This is a genomic window from Pseudoalteromonas sp. CF6-2, from assembly GCF_021729425.1.
In the GTDB taxonomy this organism is placed as follows: domain Bacteria; phylum Pseudomonadota; class Gammaproteobacteria; order Enterobacterales; family Alteromonadaceae; genus Pseudoalteromonas; species Pseudoalteromonas arabiensis.
Genome location: NZ_CP091443.1, coordinates 163543 through 182714 on the forward strand (window position 1 = coordinate 163543; position 19172 = coordinate 182714).

At 39.8% G+C, this 19172-nt stretch carries 17 protein-coding genes; 7 read left to right on the forward strand and 10 right to left on the reverse strand.

Translation table 11 applies throughout. The annotated features are described in order from the left end of the window. Window positions 1–119: 119 nt before the first annotated feature. The gene (locus L3Q70_RS17460; protein ID WP_237115569.1) at window positions 120–1115 is read right to left on the reverse strand and encodes an LLM class flavin-dependent oxidoreductase; all 996 of its coding nucleotides are present in this window, start codon (window positions 1113–1115) and stop codon (window positions 120–122) included. A gap of 67 nt (window positions 1116–1182) precedes the next feature. Further along, on the reverse strand, window positions 1183–1956 hold the full coding sequence (locus L3Q70_RS17465) for a siderophore-interacting protein (RefSeq protein ID WP_237115570.1): 774 nt from the start codon (window positions 1954–1956) through the stop codon (window positions 1183–1185). 102 nt (window positions 1957–2058) lie between these two features. Here L3Q70_RS17465 and L3Q70_RS17470 point away from each other — a divergent pair, with 102 nt between their 5' ends. After that, the gene (locus tag L3Q70_RS17470; RefSeq protein WP_062567895.1) at window positions 2059–2484 is read left to right on the forward strand and encodes a MarR family winged helix-turn-helix transcriptional regulator; all 426 of its coding nucleotides are present in this window, start codon (window positions 2059–2061) and stop codon (window positions 2482–2484) included. Window positions 2485–2497: 13 nt separating this feature from the next. Here L3Q70_RS17470 and ybaK read toward each other — a convergent pair whose 3' ends face one another. The 3 genes from ybaK to dnaK form a co-directional block, all read right to left on the reverse strand. Then, window positions 2498–2959, reverse strand: a complete 462-nt coding sequence (gene ybaK / locus L3Q70_RS17475) for a Cys-tRNA(Pro) deacylase (protein WP_237115571.1) — start codon at window positions 2957–2959, stop codon at window positions 2498–2500. Between the two features lie 454 nt (window positions 2960–3413). Beyond that, complete coding sequence (gene dnaJ / locus L3Q70_RS17480) at window positions 3414–4550, reverse strand: molecular chaperone DnaJ (RefSeq protein ID WP_062567898.1); 1137 nt, start codon at window positions 4548–4550, stop codon at window positions 3414–3416. 179 nt (window positions 4551–4729) lie between these two features. After that, the gene (dnaK, locus tag L3Q70_RS17485) at window positions 4730–6649 is read right to left on the reverse strand and encodes a molecular chaperone DnaK (protein WP_062567899.1); all 1920 of its coding nucleotides are present in this window, start codon (window positions 6647–6649) and stop codon (window positions 4730–4732) included. 238 nt (window positions 6650–6887) lie between these two features. On the opposite strand from dnaK, the gene L3Q70_RS17490 reads away from it, so the two are divergent. Beyond that, the gene (locus tag L3Q70_RS17490) at window positions 6888–7688 is read left to right on the forward strand and encodes a thioesterase family protein (protein WP_237115572.1); all 801 of its coding nucleotides are present in this window, start codon (window positions 6888–6890) and stop codon (window positions 7686–7688) included. On the opposite strand, the gene L3Q70_RS17495 is transcribed toward L3Q70_RS17490, so the two are convergent. After that, window positions 7677–8453 carry a transporter substrate-binding domain-containing protein gene (locus L3Q70_RS17495; RefSeq protein WP_237115573.1) on the reverse strand — a complete coding sequence of 259 codons (777 nt, stop codon included), beginning with the start codon at window positions 8451–8453 and terminating at the stop codon, window positions 7677–7679. The two genes, L3Q70_RS17490 and L3Q70_RS17495, sit on opposite strands and share 12 nt — an antisense overlap. A 138-nt stretch (window positions 8454–8591) precedes the next feature. Between L3Q70_RS17495 and L3Q70_RS17500 the strand changes: the two genes are divergently transcribed. From L3Q70_RS17500 to L3Q70_RS17510, 3 genes are read left to right on the forward strand one after another with little or no spacing between them, the layout of a single operon-like run. Continuing rightward, window positions 8592–9830: a paraquat-inducible protein A gene (locus tag L3Q70_RS17500; RefSeq protein WP_062567901.1), complete on the forward strand. Its 1239-nt coding sequence runs from the start codon at window positions 8592–8594 to the stop codon at window positions 9828–9830. After that, window positions 9827–11482, forward strand: a complete 1656-nt coding sequence (pqiB, locus tag L3Q70_RS17505; RefSeq protein WP_237115574.1) for an intermembrane transport protein PqiB — start codon at window positions 9827–9829, stop codon at window positions 11480–11482. The genes L3Q70_RS17500 and pqiB overlap by 4 nt, the downstream gene beginning before the upstream one ends. Beyond that, window positions 11482–12093 carry a PqiC family protein gene (locus L3Q70_RS17510; RefSeq protein ID WP_062567903.1) on the forward strand — a complete coding sequence of 204 codons (612 nt, stop codon included), beginning with the start codon at window positions 11482–11484 and terminating at the stop codon, window positions 12091–12093. The genes pqiB and L3Q70_RS17510 overlap by 1 nt, the downstream gene beginning before the upstream one ends. Here L3Q70_RS17510 and L3Q70_RS17515 read toward each other — a convergent pair. Then, window positions 12076–12567: a GNAT family N-acetyltransferase gene (locus tag L3Q70_RS17515; RefSeq protein ID WP_237115575.1), complete on the reverse strand. Its 492-nt coding sequence runs from the start codon at window positions 12565–12567 to the stop codon at window positions 12076–12078. The genes L3Q70_RS17510 and L3Q70_RS17515 overlap by 18 nt on opposite strands. A 9-nt stretch (window positions 12568–12576) precedes the next feature. Continuing rightward, window positions 12577–12981, reverse strand: a complete 405-nt coding sequence (locus L3Q70_RS17520; protein WP_237115576.1) for an NUDIX domain-containing protein — start codon at window positions 12979–12981, stop codon at window positions 12577–12579. Window positions 12982–13266: 285 nt separating this feature from the next. On the opposite strand from L3Q70_RS17520, the gene L3Q70_RS17525 reads away from it, so the two are divergent. Continuing rightward, window positions 13267–14649, forward strand: a complete 1383-nt coding sequence (locus L3Q70_RS17525) for a Na+/H+ antiporter NhaC family protein (RefSeq protein WP_062567906.1) — start codon at window positions 13267–13269, stop codon at window positions 14647–14649. A 51-nt stretch (window positions 14650–14700) separates the two neighbouring features. Here the strand turns inward: L3Q70_RS17525 and L3Q70_RS17530 are convergent, their stop codons facing one another. Continuing rightward, window positions 14701–17577, reverse strand: a complete 2877-nt coding sequence (locus L3Q70_RS17530; RefSeq protein WP_237115577.1) for an insulinase family protein — start codon at window positions 17575–17577, stop codon at window positions 14701–14703. 168 nt (window positions 17578–17745) lie between these two features. On the opposite strand from L3Q70_RS17530, the gene L3Q70_RS17535 reads away from it, so the two are divergent. Beyond that, window positions 17746–18159, forward strand: a complete 414-nt coding sequence (locus L3Q70_RS17535) for an MAPEG family protein (RefSeq protein ID WP_237115578.1) — start codon at window positions 17746–17748, stop codon at window positions 18157–18159. A 59-nt stretch (window positions 18160–18218) separates the two neighbouring features. On the opposite strand, the gene L3Q70_RS17540 is transcribed toward L3Q70_RS17535, so the two are convergent. Next, window positions 18219–18965: a peptidylprolyl isomerase gene (locus tag L3Q70_RS17540; RefSeq protein ID WP_237115579.1), complete on the reverse strand. Its 747-nt coding sequence runs from the start codon at window positions 18963–18965 to the stop codon at window positions 18219–18221. Window positions 18966–19172: the final 207 nt, after the last annotated feature.

Below are 19172 nucleotides of genomic sequence, written 5' to 3' on the forward strand. Positions count from 1 at the left end.
TCCTTAAAACGGAATAATTAAATTGATTCAATCTATAAAACCGTTTACAAAATGAGTGCTAGGACTTAAGTAATGCGCATAAAATTCATTACACGCATTCACTATTTGGCCAATCCGTATTAGTGCATGATACTTGCTAATAACTCCAGCGCATGTTGCCTGTCACTCAATTCATACAGGTCATTTGTAAAGATAAACTCATCAACCTGTAGCGTTTGTTTAATCATACTCAGCTTATGCTTAACACTCGCTTGATCACCGACAACTGAAAGCCCTAAAAAGTTTTCAACTTGCATTTTTTCTTGTGCTGTCCATAACCCTTCCATAGTTTGAACAGGTTCTTTAAGCCAAAGTGGTTTGCCGCGCATAAGTGCTAAAATACGTTGTTTTGCGGTGGTTGCTAAAAACTGTGCTTGTTCGTCAGTATCAGCTGCAACAACCGGTAAGCCAAGCATAACGTATGGCTTATCTAACACCTTCGATGGTTGAAACTCTCTGCGATACAAAGCTATGGCATCTTCAACAAAGCGCGGTGCAAAATGACCTGCAAATGCATATGGCAACCCTTTTTTAGCTGCAAGCCCAGCACTATAAAGGCTTGAGCCCAGTAACCAGATAGGGACATTGGTGTTTTCACCTGGAATTGCGCGTACAGGAGAATCACCTTTATATGGGCCAAGTAAACCTTGAAGTTCAGTTACTTCATCATTGAAGTGCTCAGCGCGTTGTTCGTCACGACGTAAGGCACGGCTGGTAATTGGGTCACTACCTGGGGCACGGCCTAGACCTAAATCAATGCGACCTGGGTATAAACTTTCTAGGGTACCAAATTGCTCAGCAACAACCAGCGGTGGGTGGTTAGGTAACATCACCCCACCCGCACCTACGCGAATATTCTGAGTTTTTCCTGCGATGTGACCTATCAATACTGAGGTTGCAGCACAAACGATACCACGCATATTGTGGTGCTCTGCCATCCAAAACCGATTAAAACCAAGTTTGTCGGCTGTTTGTGCATAACTAACACTATTAGCTAGTGTTTGCGAAACTGTTTCGTGCTCTTTCATTGGGCTCAGTTCAAGCAATGAAAAAGGCGTGTTGGTAAGGTCTGACATTCACTCTCCAAAATCTAACTCTTTATAGTTAGTTAATGAGAGCGAACGGCTATTTTTCAAATGCTAATTAGGCACGGCTTTGTTGCTGTTTTTCCACCTTTAGGCCATCAGCATCAATTCCACGTTTCCAATAGGCCGATGCAACAATGTGTTCACGGTCAATTTCAAAACTACTTGTCACTAAACGGCGAATTGCCTTAACCAAGTTTGCTTCTAATGCCATAAACACCATAGGTTGCGTGTTATAACCTGCACATAAGCGTGTTACTTGGTCGAGCAGATCGGTTTCTGGCTCATCTGTAACTAACCATTCAACACTATGTTGGGTGTGTGCTTTAATTTGCTCAAGCTCAATGATATCTGCTTTATCAGCTACATGAATAATGGCATCGACAGTGGCATCTTGTGGAAAGGCTTGTAAATAACCATTGATTGCATTTACAGAGGTTAAGTCTGCCAGCATTAAATAATGTGTTTGCGTAAAATCAGTGAGTTTTTTAAGCCCTGGGCCTGCAATACCTACCTCGTCGCCTACTACCGCACTTTGTGCCCAGTTGGTTCCAACACCCTGATGTTGGTTAACCACAAAGTCGAGAGTAATGGCACCGTTCACAGGGTTAATATCGCGGATAGTATAAGAGCGCATTAATGCAGGGTGTTCAGCGTGTAAATCAAGTTCAACCTTAGATTCACCGGCATGCGGGAATAAGACCTTTACATACGCACCTTTTGCATCTTGAGGGAAATCTGCAAACTCGTCTGAGCCAACGACAATTCTTTGTAGATGCGGGGAAATACGTGTAGTACTTAATACGTTTGCACAACGAACTTTTCTAGCCATGTTAGTCTCCTAGCTGGTTAAATTGCACAACGCCCCAATAGTTGATATAGTCAACTATACGCTTTTAATTGACTTTGTCAACTAATTACAACTAGGTGGACCATGCCACAAACCTCTCTTTCTTCTGCTTTATTTACACTGGCACAAAGTTACCGTGTTACTGTACGTGAAGCAATTAATGCCAATGAGCTTGGCCTTAACGCATTGCATGTACGCTGCTTGCACATTATTGCTGAAACACAGCACTGCACTGCGAACGATATTGTTGCCAAAACGGGGCGTGATAAAGCGCAAATAGCACGCTTGGTAAAAGAGCTTATAAAGCTAGAATTGGTGTCTAAATGTGCCGACAAAAATGATAAGCGCTGCTTGATTTTGTCGTTTACTGAGCAAGGTAAAACCCTGTTTTCACGCTTACAAATTGCAGAGAAACAGGTTGATTCCAAGCTTTGTGAAGGATTAACTGAAACACAAATAACTGAATTCATATCAACAGCGACAACAATGATCAACAATATTAAAAACTAGATTAAATTATTACTTAAAAATTTGCGTATTGACCTCGCGTTAAAGTCATAAGATCTTTTGGATTTAAGGCAATCTCTAACCCACGTTTACCTGCGGATACATAAATGCTTTCAAAGCTTTTTGCGCTAGTGTGAATATAGGTTTTTAGTTGTTTTTTTTGTCCAAGCGGACTTACTCCACCCAGAATGTAGCCAGTTGATTTTTCAACAGCTTGTTGCGCAGCCATCTCTATTTTTTTTACTCCCGCAAACTTAGCTAACATTTTTAGGTTAAGCTGTTGGCTCACAGGCACCACGGCAACGAATAGGTTCTGAGTATTGTCTTCGACAACTAAGGTTTTAAAAACCTGTGCTGCGGGTAAATTTAATTTCTCAACGGCTTCTAGTCCAAACTGCTTTTGATTTGGCTCATGCTCATAAGAAAGCACATCAAATTTAATTCCTTTTTTCTTCAACAAGTTGATTGCTGGTGTCATTAATTCTAGTCCAAAAGTTACTCTGTAATCATTTTGTTCAACATAACATAAAATTCTTAATAAAGAACGAATCGTACTAGGATATGAATTTTATAATCAACTAGACTAATAGAACCAATCGTTTTAGGACAATTGTCATGTTGAAATCACATACTCTGTATTGGTTAAAGCAAATATTCATTCTTTTAACTTTTTTCTTCGCTATTAACTTTGTGTGCAATGAATATATACGATGGAATGCTTTTGTAGATTGTCAGAATAAATGTCAGTTACTCGGAATTGAAAAAGGCAGAATACAAAAAACTCAATATGATGACGACGTAACACTTTGCAGATGCTTAGCTAATAGCGACTACTACGTGGTTCTAAATTGAATATTTTAAACTACTAGATTAATTTTTTAGTAATAAAAAAGGCGCTTATCAGTAAGCGCCTTTTTATTAACTAACCAAATTTATTTAGTTAAATCATCAAAAAACTTCTTCACACCGTCAAAGAAACCTTTCTCTTTAGGGCGGTTTTTCGAACCATCTTTCCCCATGCTTTGCTCAAGCTCTTCAAGCAACTCACGTTGACGATCGTTTAGGTTAACAGGCGTTTCAATGACCACTTTACAAATCAAGTCGCCTTGCGCACCACTGCGAACCGATTTCACACCCTTACCGCGCATACGGAACATTTTGCCCGTTTGGCTTTCTGAAGGGATCTTAAGTTTTGCTCGACCATCCAGTGTGGGGACTTCAATTTCGCCACCTAATGCAGCCGTGGTGAAACCAATAGGGACTTCACAATAAAGATTATTACCATCACGTTGGAAAATTGGGTGTTCACGAACAGAGACCTGAACATACAAATCACCTGCTGGGGCACCATGCATACCTGCTTCACCTTCACCAGATAAACGAATACGGTCGCCCGTATCTACACCCGCAGGGATCTTAACAGATAAAGTTTTGGTTTTTTCTACGCGACCTTGACCATGACAGCTGTCGCATGGATCAGAAATAATCTGACCTGTGCCCTGACAAGTTGGACACGTTTGCTGCACAGCAAAGAAGCCTTGACGCATTTGAACTTGACCAGCACCATGACAGGTAGTACAGGTTTTTGGTTTAGAGCCCGCTTTTGCACCGCTGCCATCACATGGTTTACAGCTAACCCAAGTTGGCACTTTAATCTCTACATCTTTACCACGAACTGCCTCTTCAAGGCTTAGGTCCATGTTGTAACGTAGGTCAGCACCACGTTGTTGGCGAGATTGACGGCGGCCACCGCCACCAAAAATATCACCAAACACGTCGCCAAAAATATCACCAAAGTCACCGTGACCGCCACCAAAGCCACCATGACCGCCACCGCCATTTTGATCAAAGGCGGCGTGACCGTATTGATCATACATTTGACGTTTTTGCGGATCAGTCAGTACTTCGTAAGCTTCTTTTACTTCTTTGAACTTTGATTCAAGTTCTTTATCGCCCGCGGTACGGTCTGGATGATATTTCATCGCTAAGCGCTTATACGCTTTTTTGATGTCTCGTTCGCTTGCATCTTTGCTTACGCCGAGAACTTCATAATAATCGCTTTTTGACATATGTATCACACTACTCTTTTTAATGCAGTTTTACTGCATGAGGGCAAACAGAGTTTACCATCTATATACATGCAAAAGGCGCGTCAAGCGAATTCGCTGGCGCGCCTCAATGATTCATCCTAACTTAAATAGCACAACAAAGCAGCTAGTTTTAAATTAGGCAGAAGCGTTACGAGCAATTACTTGTCGTCTTTCACTTCTTCGAACTCTGCATCAACAACGTCATCATCTTGCTTAGTAGATGATTGTTGCTCACCAGCATCTGCACCGCCTTGCTGTTGCGCTTTAGCTTGTGCAATTTCCATTAGCTTTTGTGATTTTTCAGCAAGAGCTTGAGTTTTCGCTTCAATCTCTTCTTTATTATCACCTTTAATCGCCGTTTCTAGCTCTGTAAGCGCAGCTTCGATTGCTTCTTTATCTTCAGCTGGTAACGCGTCACCTGCTTCTTCGATTTGCTTACGTGTACCGTGAACCATTGCATCAGCTTGGTTACGAGTCGCTACTAGCTCTTCGAATTTTTTATCTTCTTCAGCATGTGCTTCAGCATCACGAACCATTTTCTCTACTTCATCATCGCTTAGACCTGAAGAAGCTTGGATTGTGATCTTCTGCTCTTTACCTGTATCTTTGTCTTTTGCAGATACATGTAAGATACCATCAGCATCAACATCAAAAGTTACTTCGATTTGAGGTGTACCACGTTGTGCTGGGCGGATACCTTCTAGGTTAAATTGACCTAGAGATTTATTATCGCTTGCACGCTTACGCTCACCTTGTAGTACGTGAATCGTTACCGCTGATTGATTGTCTTCCGCTGTTGAGAAAACTTGCGATTTCTTAGTAGGAATCGTGGTGTTTTTCTCGATTAGAGCTGTCATTACTTGACCCATAGTCTCGATACCTAGCGATAACGGAGATACGTCAAGTAGTAGTACGTCTTTAACGTCACCAGCTAGTACGCCACCTTGAATCGCTGCACCTACTGCAACTGCTTCATCTGGGTTAACATCTTTACGTGGGTCTTTTCCAAAGAACTCAGCAACTGTTTTTTGTACTAAAGGCATACGTGTTTGACCACCAACAAGGATGATGTCATTTACGTCGTTTACTGATAAATCAGCATCAGCTAGTGCGCGCTTAAGTGGCTCAATTGACTTAGTGACTAAGTCTTCAACAAGTGACTCAAGTTTTGCACGAGTAACTTTAACGTTCATGTGCTTAGGACCTGTTGCGTCAGCAGTCACGTACGGTAAGTTAACTTCTGTTTGCTGTGCAGAAGAAAGTTCAATCTTCGCTTTTTCAGCCGCTTCTTTAACACGTTGCATCGCAAGTGGATCAGTTTTAAGGTCGATACCTTGGTCTTTCTTGAACTCTTCAACTAAGTAGTTGATAACACGGTTATCGAAATCTTCACCACCTAAGTGAGTGTCACCGTTAGTTGCTAGAACTTCAAACGTGTGCTCGCCTTCAACTTCGTCGATCTCGATGATAGAGATATCGAAAGTACCACCACCTAAGTCGTATACTGCAACAACGTTTTCACCTTTGTTTTTATCCATGCCGTATGCAAGTGCAGCGGCAGTTGGCTCATTGATAATACGTTTAACTTCAAGACCCGCAATACGTCCAGCATCTTTAGTAGCTTGACGTTGTGAGTCATTGAAGTATGCAGGAACTGTGATTACTGCTTCAGTAACCGCTTCACCTAAGAAATCTTCTGCTGTTTTCTTCATTTTTTTCAGCACTTCTGCCGAAATTTGTGGTGCAGCACGTTTCTCGCCACGTGCTTCAACCCATGCATCACCGTTATCAGCTTTTACAATTTTAAAAGGCATGATACCGATATCGCGTTGTACTTCTTCGTCTTCAAAACGACGACCAATTAGACGCTTGATTGCAAATAATGTGTTAGTTGGGTTAGTTACTGCTTGGCGTTTTGCAGGTTGACCAACTAATGTTTCACCGTCTTGCGTGTATGCAATGATCGATGGTGTTGTGCGATCGCCTTCCGCGTTTTCGATAACGCGTGCTTTATCACCGTCTAGTACTGCTACACAAGAGTTAGTAGTACCTAAATCGATTCCAATAATTCTACCCATGAATCTTCTCCAACTTCAAAATTCGTTAAAACGTTCGATGACTAGTAAATAGGGGTGCAACAAACTGAATTCAACTATTAAAATGAAAAAAATTTACTTTTTTTTGAAATATTTTCCAAATGGGCATTTTTTCCTCAAAAAGAGGTGTTTTCTTAGCTTCATTGCAGGGAAGCAAACTGGTCTGATCACTTTTGCTATGCTATAACCAATAATATAATAATAAATGTTAAGGAAAGTTATGCATTTTGAACAATTACTCGCCAAAGCAAGTGAACTAGGCTGCGACAAAACAAAAGTAATGCAGTTCCCAGAAAACTGGTGTCAGGGTCGTACAGCCTTTGGCGGGTTATCAGCCGCTTTATTATATCAAGCGATGCGTCAACATATTAATAGCTCTCGTCGCTTACTGTCTTTAAGTACTAACTTTGTAGGACCTTTAATTGCTGATACTGATTTTTCCATTGATGTTGAAGTTTTGCGCGAAGGTAAAAACAGCGCACAAGTACTTGCTCGAATAATCCAAGATGGTGATGTCTGTATTATTACTCAAGCCTGTTTTGGTGCTAAGCGCCAATCCACTGTACGTGTTGATGTAACTAAAACTATGCAGCTTAAACCTGTCGATGAGCGTTTTGCCCTGCCTTACAAAGAAGGAGAAATGCCTGCATTTTTTCAACATATAGCACTGTGCTTACAAGACGGTAATATGCCGTTTTCTGCTGCTGACACCTCGCATTTAAGTGGCTGGATGAAATTAAAACATACACCCGAGCAAATGAATGAGGCACAAATCATTGCCCTTGCTGATGCTTGGCCACCAACCCTATTACAAATGTATAAGCAACCTGCACCAGCAAGTAGTATGTCATGGTACCTTGAATTTGTTGAGGAACCGAACATCGCGCATGATGCGTGGATTGGTTATGAGGCAATCACTCACCACAGTAAAGATGGTTATGGCCTAGAAGATGGTTGTATTTGGAGTCAGGACGGAAAACTCATAGCGCTAAGTCGCCAAACAGTTGCTTTATTTGCGTGATTCAGGACGGAGTAACTGCGCATATTCAGTGCCATCTAGGCGGATAATTGCTTGATATTCGCCTGATGCAATAATCTTATCTAAACCAAGATTAAAGCTATCTTTAAGTGCTTTGTTAGAAAAGTATGCCGGTCTTGGGGCTTCTTTAAATATAGGGTGAACAACAAAAGGAAGCACCTTGTTGGATTGTTTATACTTTTCTAAGTAAAAGAGAAATACGCGTCGATCCATTATTATAACATCAACCCACCCCTTCATTAGATGATCGACTTGTGCCTGTTGGTTTACTACTTCATCATAGGAAGCCAAGTTTTCTGTTACCGACTTAAACGGTTGCTCGATAAAATTAACAGCATTTTGAAATGCTAAGACACTCTTACCTGCAAGATCAAAAATTGATTTAATAATAAATTCGTTGCTAGCCAAACTAAGAGCTACATTCTGATACATAACAAGCGGCTCGCTTTTATGGATCCCCGCTATTGCCATCGGAGGAAAGTTAAGAACAATATCAACCTTACCTTGCAATAACAGCTGCTCAGCGCGTTTGTTAGACATATAATGTATATCGAGTTCAGTAATACCTTGTGCTTGTAATGCTGCTTTTAGAATCTCAATTTGAATACCGCTGTTCGATTGTTTAACAATGTAAGGAGGTAAAAATGAGCTTGCTGCGACAATAATCTGCTTTTCATGGCTCTGTTGAGAGACACTCTCAGTTGTAAAACAGAACAAAAATAACAAAAGTATTAACGTACGACTCACTTTCCACCTTAAAGTTTTAGTTTAGAATATTTTCAACGGCTTAAGATAGATACTAGCCCATAACCAAGAAGCTTGCATTTGTATTTACAGGATAATTGGTGCAGAATTAACTAAGTTCTTGTTTAAGAGTAGCAAAGTTTGCAAACAGCATGTCCAAGTTGTGATCTTGTCATCGAGATACCGTACCTTAGTGCTAAACAAATGGCTGTATGCCCTCACTGTAATACTAAACTGTCAGTTTCAAAAGCCAATCAAGACAGTAGTGTTGTAGCGCTTAGCTTAAGTGCTATTTTGATGCTTCTCAGTAGTATGTTTTACCCTTTTTTATCATTTAGCAGCAGCGGTATAACACAAACAATTACTCTTCCTGACGCAGCTCGCATTTTATTTAACTACGACAATGACTTCTTAGGACTCTTTATTGATACAAGTATCATTGGCCTACCTATGTTACTTTTAGCTTTGATCATCCCCTTACACTTAGGTTTACTTAAAGCTTTACCCTATCTATGGGGAAAACGTTTGTTAAAAGTTACCTTTGCTCTTGAACCTTGGATAATGTCAGAGATATTTTTGATAGGTGTTATGGTCAGCATGGTGAAGATTATGTCGATGGCAGATATCGCATTTGGCGTTAGTTTCTGGTCTTACGTTGCTTTTGTTGTCTGCTATGTTGCAGCAACGACACGTATAAACAAACAGCGCTTATGGCAACAATTAAAAGAACCTATTTATATTGAGCAAACACAACCTAATACCAGAGCCATTGATCAAGGCCTTAAAGCCTGTCATGTCTGTGGTCAATTATGTAATACAGAGGTTTGTTCTCGCTGCCAAACTAAAACATTTAGCCGCAACCCTAACAGCATTCAAAAAGCGGCTGCATGGTTAATTACCTCTGTTGCGTGTTATATACCCGCCAATGTCTACCCGATTATGTATACGACTAGTTTAGGAGATGAAACACCGTCAACTTTGATTGGTGGCGTTATGATTTTATGGGCGAGTGGTTCATACCCCATTGCTATAATTATATTTCTAGCCAGCGTTGTTGTGCCTCTGGCAAAAGCGCTAGTGCTCAGTTTTCTATGCTTTATGGTCACCCGCCCTGCTAATAGACAAACGAAGAATTACACACGTGTTTATCAACTAACTGAGTTTATAGGTAAATGGTCAATGATTGATGTCTTTGTGGTGGCAATTTTAGTAGCCTTAGTGCAGCTGGGGAATTTAATGTCTGTCACACCTGGTATAGGGACCGTTTTTTTCACAACTATGGTTATTTGCCAAATGCTTGCAGCCCACGCATTTGATCCTCGATTATTATGGGATAGCCCTGCTAATTTAAAAACAGCTAAACAAGAGAATTTGGTATGAGCGAAGCAGCAAAAATAAAAACCGCGCCTAATATTTCCGCTATTTGGATTATACCACTCGTGGCACTGTTAATAGGCGCTTGGATGCTATATCAGTATCAAGCAAATCAAGGCACAACTATTTATATAAAAATGCCTCACGCTGAAGGAATTGTCGCCGGTAAAACCGAAATTAAAGTTCGTAGTGTAAAAATAGGTCAAGTTGATCATGTAAGGCTATCGGACAAGCAAAATAGTGTCATTGCCCGTGCCCAGATAGATAAACATTATGAAGATTTACTCACCGATGATGCCAAAATATGGGTAGTAAAACCACGAATTGATGACACAGGTATCAGTGGCATGAGCACGCTATTATCGGGCGTATATTTAGAGTTTTCACCTGGTGAAAGCAAAAAATTGGCAGATGATTTTGAGCTTCAAGACGAACCAGCCTTGATTGCTAACAACGTCAAAGGGGGGCGTTTTACCTTATTGAGCTATAACGCCGAAGTACTAGACGTCAGCACAGGAATATACTTTAAAGACTACAAAATAGGCCAAATAGAAACCGCAACTTTCGATTGGAAAAACCAAGCAATGAAGTATGGTATTTTTATTAATGAGCCCTACCAAAACTTAATTACATTGAATTCCATTTTTTGGGTAAATTCAGGTATTGAAATTGACCTCTCTGCGGATGGTATTAATGTCAATACAGGTTCACTAAGTAAGCTGCTAAAAGGTGGCATATCTGTTGGTATACCTGAGCAACAAACACCCGGTGAAGTTGCCACTAATGGTCACAGCTTTTCATTGAGTAACAGTTACAAAGCTGCGCTTGAAGAACGTTTTTATGACTTTGACTACTATTTGATTGAATTTGAGCAGTCGATTAGAGGCTTAAGAGCCGGTGCCCCCGTTGAATACAGAGGAATGCGAATAGGCACTGTGGTTGAAGCACCTGCCAGTGTAATTATTGATGGAAAACCAGCACACTTTAGAACAGATAATACCGCAGTACCTACGCTCATAAAAGTTGAATATGGTCGCTTATACCACGACAGCACAGCCGCACGTGAGTTTTGGCATTCAAGTTTAGATGGCTGGGTGAAAAGTGGTCTTAGAGCCTCTTTAAAACCAGGAAACCTGTTAACAGGTGCGGTTTATGTCGACTTAGATATATACAATAACGCTGAACCAGCAAGTCTATCAAAAGTAGCTGAGTATACGGTATTTCCAAGTATATCCAGTGGTATTACTGTTATTGCTGATCAGGTTTCGGATGTTTTAAATAAAGTAAATAATTTAAAAATTGAAGATAGCTTAGCGCAAATGCAAACCACCTTTTCAGAGTATCAAGCGCTTGCCCATGACATGAGAGATTTACTTAATAAGCAAGATACGCAAGACCTGCCAGGCGACATAAATCGCAACTTTGCTGAAATGACCCAAAGTATGCAGCAGTTTGATAAGACCATGAAACAGTTTGAAAAGACTATGGCAAGTTACCAACAGGGTTCAGCGTTTCACCAACAATTGCAGACCACTCTTTCTGAGTTTAAACGCTTAAGTGAAGAACTACAGCCCCTAACGCGTGGCCTAAATCAGCAACCAAATATGTTGATTTTCGATAAGGACCTTCCTGCTGATCCGACACCAAGGAAACAATAATGAACTATAAACTAATTACTTTTATAAGCTCGCTATTCGTATTATCTGCATGTAGTCAAACTTCATTCTCTACCATACAGTATTACCAATTCTCGCAACCTATAACTGCGATGAAACGTCTGAGTGACGATACCCAAGCTCAACTTAGAGTTAACACGGTACAGCTACGTGGTTCATTAAATAATCGTGGTATTGCAATGGTACTCGATAATAACCGCATAAATGCTGCGAATTATCATCTATGGAGTGAGTCACCAGACTTAATGCTAACAGCAAGTGCCCACCAAGCACTCTATACGAAGTTAAAAGATTGGATGGTCATTAAAGGATTGCCCGTCATTACGGATATTGATCAGCAAACTTATTATGAATTAGAGTACGAGTTACATCATTTTAATGGTGATCAAAATGGTAATGCGAATATCGCAGGGTTATGGCGCTTATATTACACAACGCCAGAATCAGGTAGACAGCTTAAAGCAATAAACTATTTTAACAAGTTAACCCCTCTTGAAGAAGATGATTATCAAGGTCTAGTTATAACTTTAGAATCAACATGGCTTGAAGTTAATCAAGAAGTCGGCGCTGAGTTATCAAAACTTAGTCTTTAAAAGAACCTTTAGAGGTTGGTGATCTTCATTAATAATGAGATCGCCAACTTCTTCAAATGCCAATTTTTTCAGCACTTTTTGCGAAGCTGTATTTTGTATTGATGTTATCGCAGCTAACAAGTCAAAATCATTCACATACTCTTTTGATAACATTAAATCTGCCGCTTTTGTAGTGATGCCCTGTCCTTCATACTCAGCTAAGAGAGCAAAACCTAAATCAGGAATAGCCAGTGCATCTCGTTGAAATAGCCCAATCATTCCAACGGGCGTTTCGTCAGCTAGGCAGACAATATAACAGCCCAAGCCATTTTGCTGATGACTATTGATAAATGTTTGTTGTATGTAATGCTGAGCTTGTGCATGGGTTTTGATATCTTTATCACCAATATACTTCAGAAACGATGCCTGATTTAACAGTTTCAAAATAAAAGCATCGTCACTGGGGTAACCTGCACGTAAGAAAATATCGGTCACAACAAACTCCTAATATACTCTACTAACAACATCTGAAGTAAAATTAAGACAATCAAGCACACGTTCCTTTTGAACGTGAGAAAGCTCATCAAGGTTAAAATACCGATAGTCAGTATGCTCGTCGCTTAGGGTTATTTCTGCATGTTCAGGCAAAAAAACTCTAAATATAAATGCATGGGAATTAAACGCTGTGTGGTAATAAACACCACTTAAGTAGGCAATCTGTACATCACAATTTAGTTCTTCATGGCATTCGCGTATGAGTGCGTGATGAATGGTTTCGCCCTTATCTAAAGCGCCTCCAGGTAACCCCCAACTTTTTTCTCCATAATTAGCTTTCAGTAATAACACCTGACCATCTGAGTTAGTGATTACCGCATGACTACTTAATCTGTATGTATCTGAAAAAGCCATATAAACCTCGTTAAACTAATCGCTAGCCTAACATAAATACCGCAATTAAATTAATTAGAATAAGAGAAAAATTCTTATTGACTAAATTAAAATTCAGGATTATTTTTCGTACGATGTTTTGGGCAAAACAAAAGCAGTATATCCTCTATACTGTCTGGCGCCAGCCAACGCAGGCACTTTCCCTATGGGTCCATAAAAGTGTGTTCGCGTAAAGCAGTTACTTGAGTTGAAAGACTTTTGATTTCTGTAAGCAATCTCGCATTGCTTAACTGTGTGAAAAATGTAATGCAAGAACCTTCTGCGTTAAGTTTACTACCTCCTATATTGGTGGTGGTTTTGGCCGTATTTTTACGCCGCCCTATATTATCTTTACTCATTGGTGCTTTGTTTGGGTTAGCCATGCTAGGCCCTACCACTGTATTGTCTAATTTTGCAGATATCTCATTAAAAGTAATGCAAGACGAAACCATTGCTTGGCTTATCTTAGTATGCGGTGGTTTCGGTGCTCTCATTGCTTTATTAGTGAGGACTGGTGGCGCAAGTGCATTTGCTGAATTTGCATTAAAATTTGCAAAGGGACAACGTTCATCACTCGTTATGACATTTGTGTTAGGCGTTATTATTTTTATAGACGATTACCTTAATGCGTTAACGGTGGGTGAAACCATGAAACGTATCACAGATAAATTTAAAATCAGCCGTGAAATGCTGGCCTATGTGGTCGACTCAACAGCCGCGCCTATCTGTGTACTAGTACCACTATCAACATGGGCGGTATTTTTTGGCGGTTTGTTGGTTGATAATAATGTTGCCTCTGAAGGGCAAGGTATTGCTGTTTATATTCAGGCTATTCCATATATGCTTTACGCTTGGTTTGCAGTAATAGTGGTGTTACTTGTGAGCTTAAACATTATTCCTGCCTTTGGCCCGATGAAAAAAGCACAACTTCGTGCCATGAATAGTCAAATCGAGGTAGCCAATAGTCAGTATAGTGATGTGCAAACTGCTGATGAATATGCAGTAAAAGCGGCTGAAGAAAACTTCGAGACAGCGGCAAGTAATGGCAAACTCTATAACTTTTTAGTTCCCATTATTTTGTTGGTAGCATTCACAGTCTATTTTGAGATTGATGTATTTAAAGGCTTGCTCGCAACCTTTGCCAGTGTACTACCCTTTTATATGCTGCAAAAGCTAATGACGTTGTCAGAGCTGGTAGAACGTATGCTGGATGGATTTAAAAGTATGATCCCCGCAATTGGTACTGTAGTCGCTGCATTTATTTTCAAAGATGTGTGTGATCAATTAATGCTGCCACAGTATGTTATTAATACATTAAGCCCTTATATGACGGCACAATATCTACCTGCCGTGGTATTTTTAGCCATGGCTGTGCTTGCCTTTGCAACGGGTTCCAGCTGGGGGATTTTCGCGGTTACTATCCCTATAGTTATGCCTCTTGCCTACGCAATTGATGCGAATATTCCTTTGGTGATTGGCGCATTACTCTCGGCTTCTTCATTTGGCAGCCAAGCGTGCTTTTATTCTGATTCAACGGTACTGGCAGCACAAGGGTCTGGTTGCGATTTAGTGAGCCATGCTATTACTCAACTGCCTTATACCATATTGGCAGCAACAGCTGCATTGGTTGGTTTTTTGCTTATTGCATAAAAACAAAAGCCCAAGCATTTGCTTGGGCTTTGATTTATTAAAATATACATCCTATTTTTGGAATTGGATTCCTTTGTAATAGGTCTCTAAGTTATCAACTTTAATCTGATTTTCCAGATCAGCGAATGGCTTGTCCGCAAATTTACTACCTCGCAGCTGAATATTCAATCGCGGTGCTTGGTCATTTAACATCGTTTTCTTATAATAATCTTTAAGATCGGCTAAGGTTACTTTTTCAACCTCAGCAATCAGTTTTTCTTTAGAATCGAAGTTAAAGTTTTCACGATACCAATCCGAGATTAACGGAGCCATTTCATCGCCAAGGTTTTTAGGCTGCTCTTTTAAAGACACAAGCGTGGCGTTCTTAAGCTGCATAAAGGTGTCTTCAGTCATATTATCAAGCTCAACTGCGTATTGCTTTTTAAATTCATCAAAACGCGCTTGCATTTCTTTTGGACCTTTAACTGGCGTTTGGATATAAAGCCCCAGCGCTGAATAATCTTCAATTGGGCGGGCTAGAGCACCGACCGCATAGGCAAGTTGTTCTTCAGTACGTAGTTTATCAAAAGCGACTGTTCTGAAGTGGTTTTGTAACACTTGAGCTTGTGCTTGCTGCTTATAACCTGGAGTCGGGTGAACAACCATATCGATAACTGCAACGTCAGCGACAATAATATCTTTTTGTAACACAATGCGCTCACCTAGCTTCGGCAACCACGCTTTGCTGCGAGCAAAGTCAGATTTTTTATGAGTCTGAGGTAAGATAGCAATCAATTTATTAGCAATCGAGTTCACATCGTCTTGATTATAGTTACCGAAGGAAAATACACGGAGATCATTAGCGGCAAGTGTCGATTGTTTAATCGCAGCAAAATCAGCGAGTGTTAATGCATTAGCTGCTGCAATTAAGGTTTCCGTATCAAATTTACCGCTTCGTGTTAATTTCGAGTATTCTCCAAACGCTTGATAGAAAGGGAACTGTTGCTGTTGGTTCAATAAATCACGCTTATAGCGGTCTATTGCTTGTTCAAAGCCTTCTTTAGATACGTCTAACTGTAAGTTTTCAAGTGCTTGTGCCAATAAAACATCTTGTTTATCAGTAAAGCCACTTAAAGATAGAACAAGACCATTACTAGGCTGTAGCCCTAAACTCATACCTGCAACAGCCGCTTCTGTGCTTAATTTACTCTGCTGCAAGTTATAGATATCTGCCCAAACTGAGTAAAGTACCTGTGCCTTTGCATCAACCAATGCGTCAGGAGTATTGATATAAACCTCAACAAGACCTTTTGGTTGCTCTGCAAATTGTTGACTTGCTTGACGCCATACCTTAACTCCCTGCTCATCAAACACCAGTTCAGGGTGGTCTTGTTGTTTAAATTCAGCTGTTTTAATTGCAAAGCTTTCAGGTAGTAATCGGTTTACAGTTGGTAGAGCTAATTCAAACTCACTAGGCTTGTTCCAACTTGCAATTTCTTCTTCACTAATATCTTCTATGCGGTATTTGCCATCATAAAAATGAAGCTGTGAATCAGTGTCTTCTTGCTTTGATATATACCAAATACGAAGAGTATCTTCATTTAATTGCGATAACACATTTTGCACAGCATCAGCATCAAATTTTGCAAAATAATAAGGTGCATTGATTGCATTATTCACAGGGAATTTCTGCATACTATCGGTCAAGTTGCTGACATAACTAAACTCGTCGCCTTTTTCTAAAAATTGAAACTCATTATTCAAAGAAGTTCGAATTTCATTGAAGTATTTACTATCAACCCCCTGCTCTTTGATTAGTGCAATGTACTGCATGATAGTCGCAACTATTTCTTCACGGTTTTGCATGCCAGAATCGGTCAACTCAATATTAACCTTAAGGCTGCCATAGTTGCCATATTGAGTCGGCGCATCGCTTGCAGATAAATGCGAAACCCAGCCTTTATCTCTGAGGATTTGTGCAGGGCTGCCTTGCATTTCATTACTAAGTAAATAAGACACAAAGCGATTTGGTTTAACAGCGAACTCAGCGCTGTTGTCTTTAATAGTAAACTCCAACTCTAATTGTTTAACATCTTCATTTGGGGAGTAATAAACACGTTTACCGCCAGCCTTACTAAAGTCGAGCTTATCAGTCACAGTTGGCTTTTCTATCTGCTTATTTTCAATGTCTGCAAAATACTGCTTCGCTTTTGCTTCCATTTCAGCTAGCGGCCGATTTGAAATCATCGCTACTTTCATGATGTTAGACGAGTAATACTTGTTATAAAAAGCCACGGTTTCTTTATGAAGATTACTGCCCTCTTTATCGCCTAATGTTTCTAGATTACCTATTAAGAATCGGTTTGCAGGATGATCCCCCATCATTTGGCGAGCAAGCTTAAACTGACCGAAAAAGTCCATTTCACGACGCATTGACCATTCTGCATTTACGGCATTTTTTTCTTTGTCAGTATATTCAGGATACAGCTTGGGCGATTTGAAAAAATCAGCAAAGCGATCAAGTGCTTCATCGTATGCATCGTTGTTCACTTTAAACATGTAATTAGTGATATCTAACCAAGTGTAGGCGTTATGAGCTCCACCGTTTTTAGTCATAAAATCACTATACCCCTTAGTATCAGGATATCTTTCTGTACCAAGAAAAAGCATATGCTCCAAATAGTGAGCCATTCCCTGCTGACTCATAGGGTCGTGCAACAAACCAACCCCAACACTCAATGCAGCAGCTGATTTTTCGGCACTTGGATCCGAGATTAAAATCACATCAATTTCATTGGCTAACTTGAGGGTTTTATATTCGCGGGTGTCATTGGGACTAACAATAAGCGATTCTGGAATTAGGTTTGTGTTGGTAGTTTGATTTGGTGTTGAACTACATCCAGCTAAAACGGCAAATGCAATAGCACTCAGGCCCATTATTTTTTTCATTATTTCGTATCCATTAGAAATTGACTCTATTTTTATTTATCATGTGCTTATACAGGTCGCAATTCAATGCTTATTAGGGTATAGACTCTAAAAACTTTGTAACACATTGTGAAAAATAAGTACTTAAGGCTCGAATTTCAACAAAATAACTATAACAAAGGATGAACTATGGAAAAGTGGCTAATTGCAGCAATGTTCACTCAGGTATTACTCACATTCTCTATCATGGTGATTATGGGACGGCGCCGTTTCACTGCGGCAAAAAATAAAGTCATAAAAATGCAAGACTTTTTAACAATGGAATTAGATAAGGCAGGTTCAGAGGTTAGAGTCGCAGATCGAAACTTTATAAACCAGTTTGAAATGCCGATTCTGTTTTTCATTGCCTGTTTAACTGCTTTACAAGTTCACGCAGCTGGGTTTGTATTTGTAATTCTTGCATGGCTTTATGTCGGGCTAAGATTACTGCACAGTGTAATTCACCTAACAACAAACACACTAAAACTACGTTATTATAGCTTTGTTGTCAGTAGCTTTGTCATGCTTATCATGTGGTTAATAATTCTAATAAGAATTTTTTAAGGCGCAAATTGCGCCTTACATTACCTTCTAAAGTATAAGTCTTCCAGGGTATGAAGCTTCTACTGTATAAATTTTCTACGGTATAAAACGCTGGCTGCCAAAATCGACATCAGCCAGGCCATTGAGCCACTGCTTGAACCAGAATCGCCGCCCTTGTTATCATCACTGTCTATTAATGTATTTTCAACTGGTGACAAACCTGCTGATGAATCAGGGTTTTCATCAATGACAACAACACTGTTAATAGTCACTAAATTTTCACCATTAAAGCCTGCGGTTGTTTCTGGGCATTGATCTTTGCTTAAACCGACAACGGGAATTTCTCCGCAGTGCACAAGATCAGTGATTTTAGTCAGTACATCAAAGCTTTCTTGTGTAATCTCGCCAAATACTGTGAAACCACCATTTTGCACATCTAAATTAGCACTATTATCTTTTAGGTTGAAGAACCATTGGCTGGTGGCACTGTTTGCGTTACCACTTTGTTTAGCCATAGCAATGGTTCCTTTTACGTTAGATAGGACTGGCTCATTTGAAATCGCAGCTTTCTTATCAATTGCTGTAAAATCTGTTTCGAATGAAAAGCCACCGCCTTGTACTACAAAATTATCTACTGAACGGTGAATAATACTTCCATCATACGAGCCATCTGACACATATTCTAAAAAGTTCGCAACCGTTACAGGTGCGTGTTGATCATAGAGGTTTACAGTAACTGTACCTTGATTCGTTTGCATTTCTACAATGGTTGCATTAGCTTGAAAACCAATTACGAGTAACGCAGACGCGAACAAATTTTTTTTCATTGTCTCTTCCTGATAGTTTTTATTTTGAGATGAAGAGGTTAAATAAAAACTAGCGGTTATTAAATAGAGGAAAGAATTGTTACACAAAACACATCAAGTTAATTACAAGTTAATTACACTTGTTTACATTGCATATTCATTAAAGTTATAAAAATTAAATAAATTAAAGCCAAATCGTCTTATCAAATTAGCTGAGTTTGTTAGTAT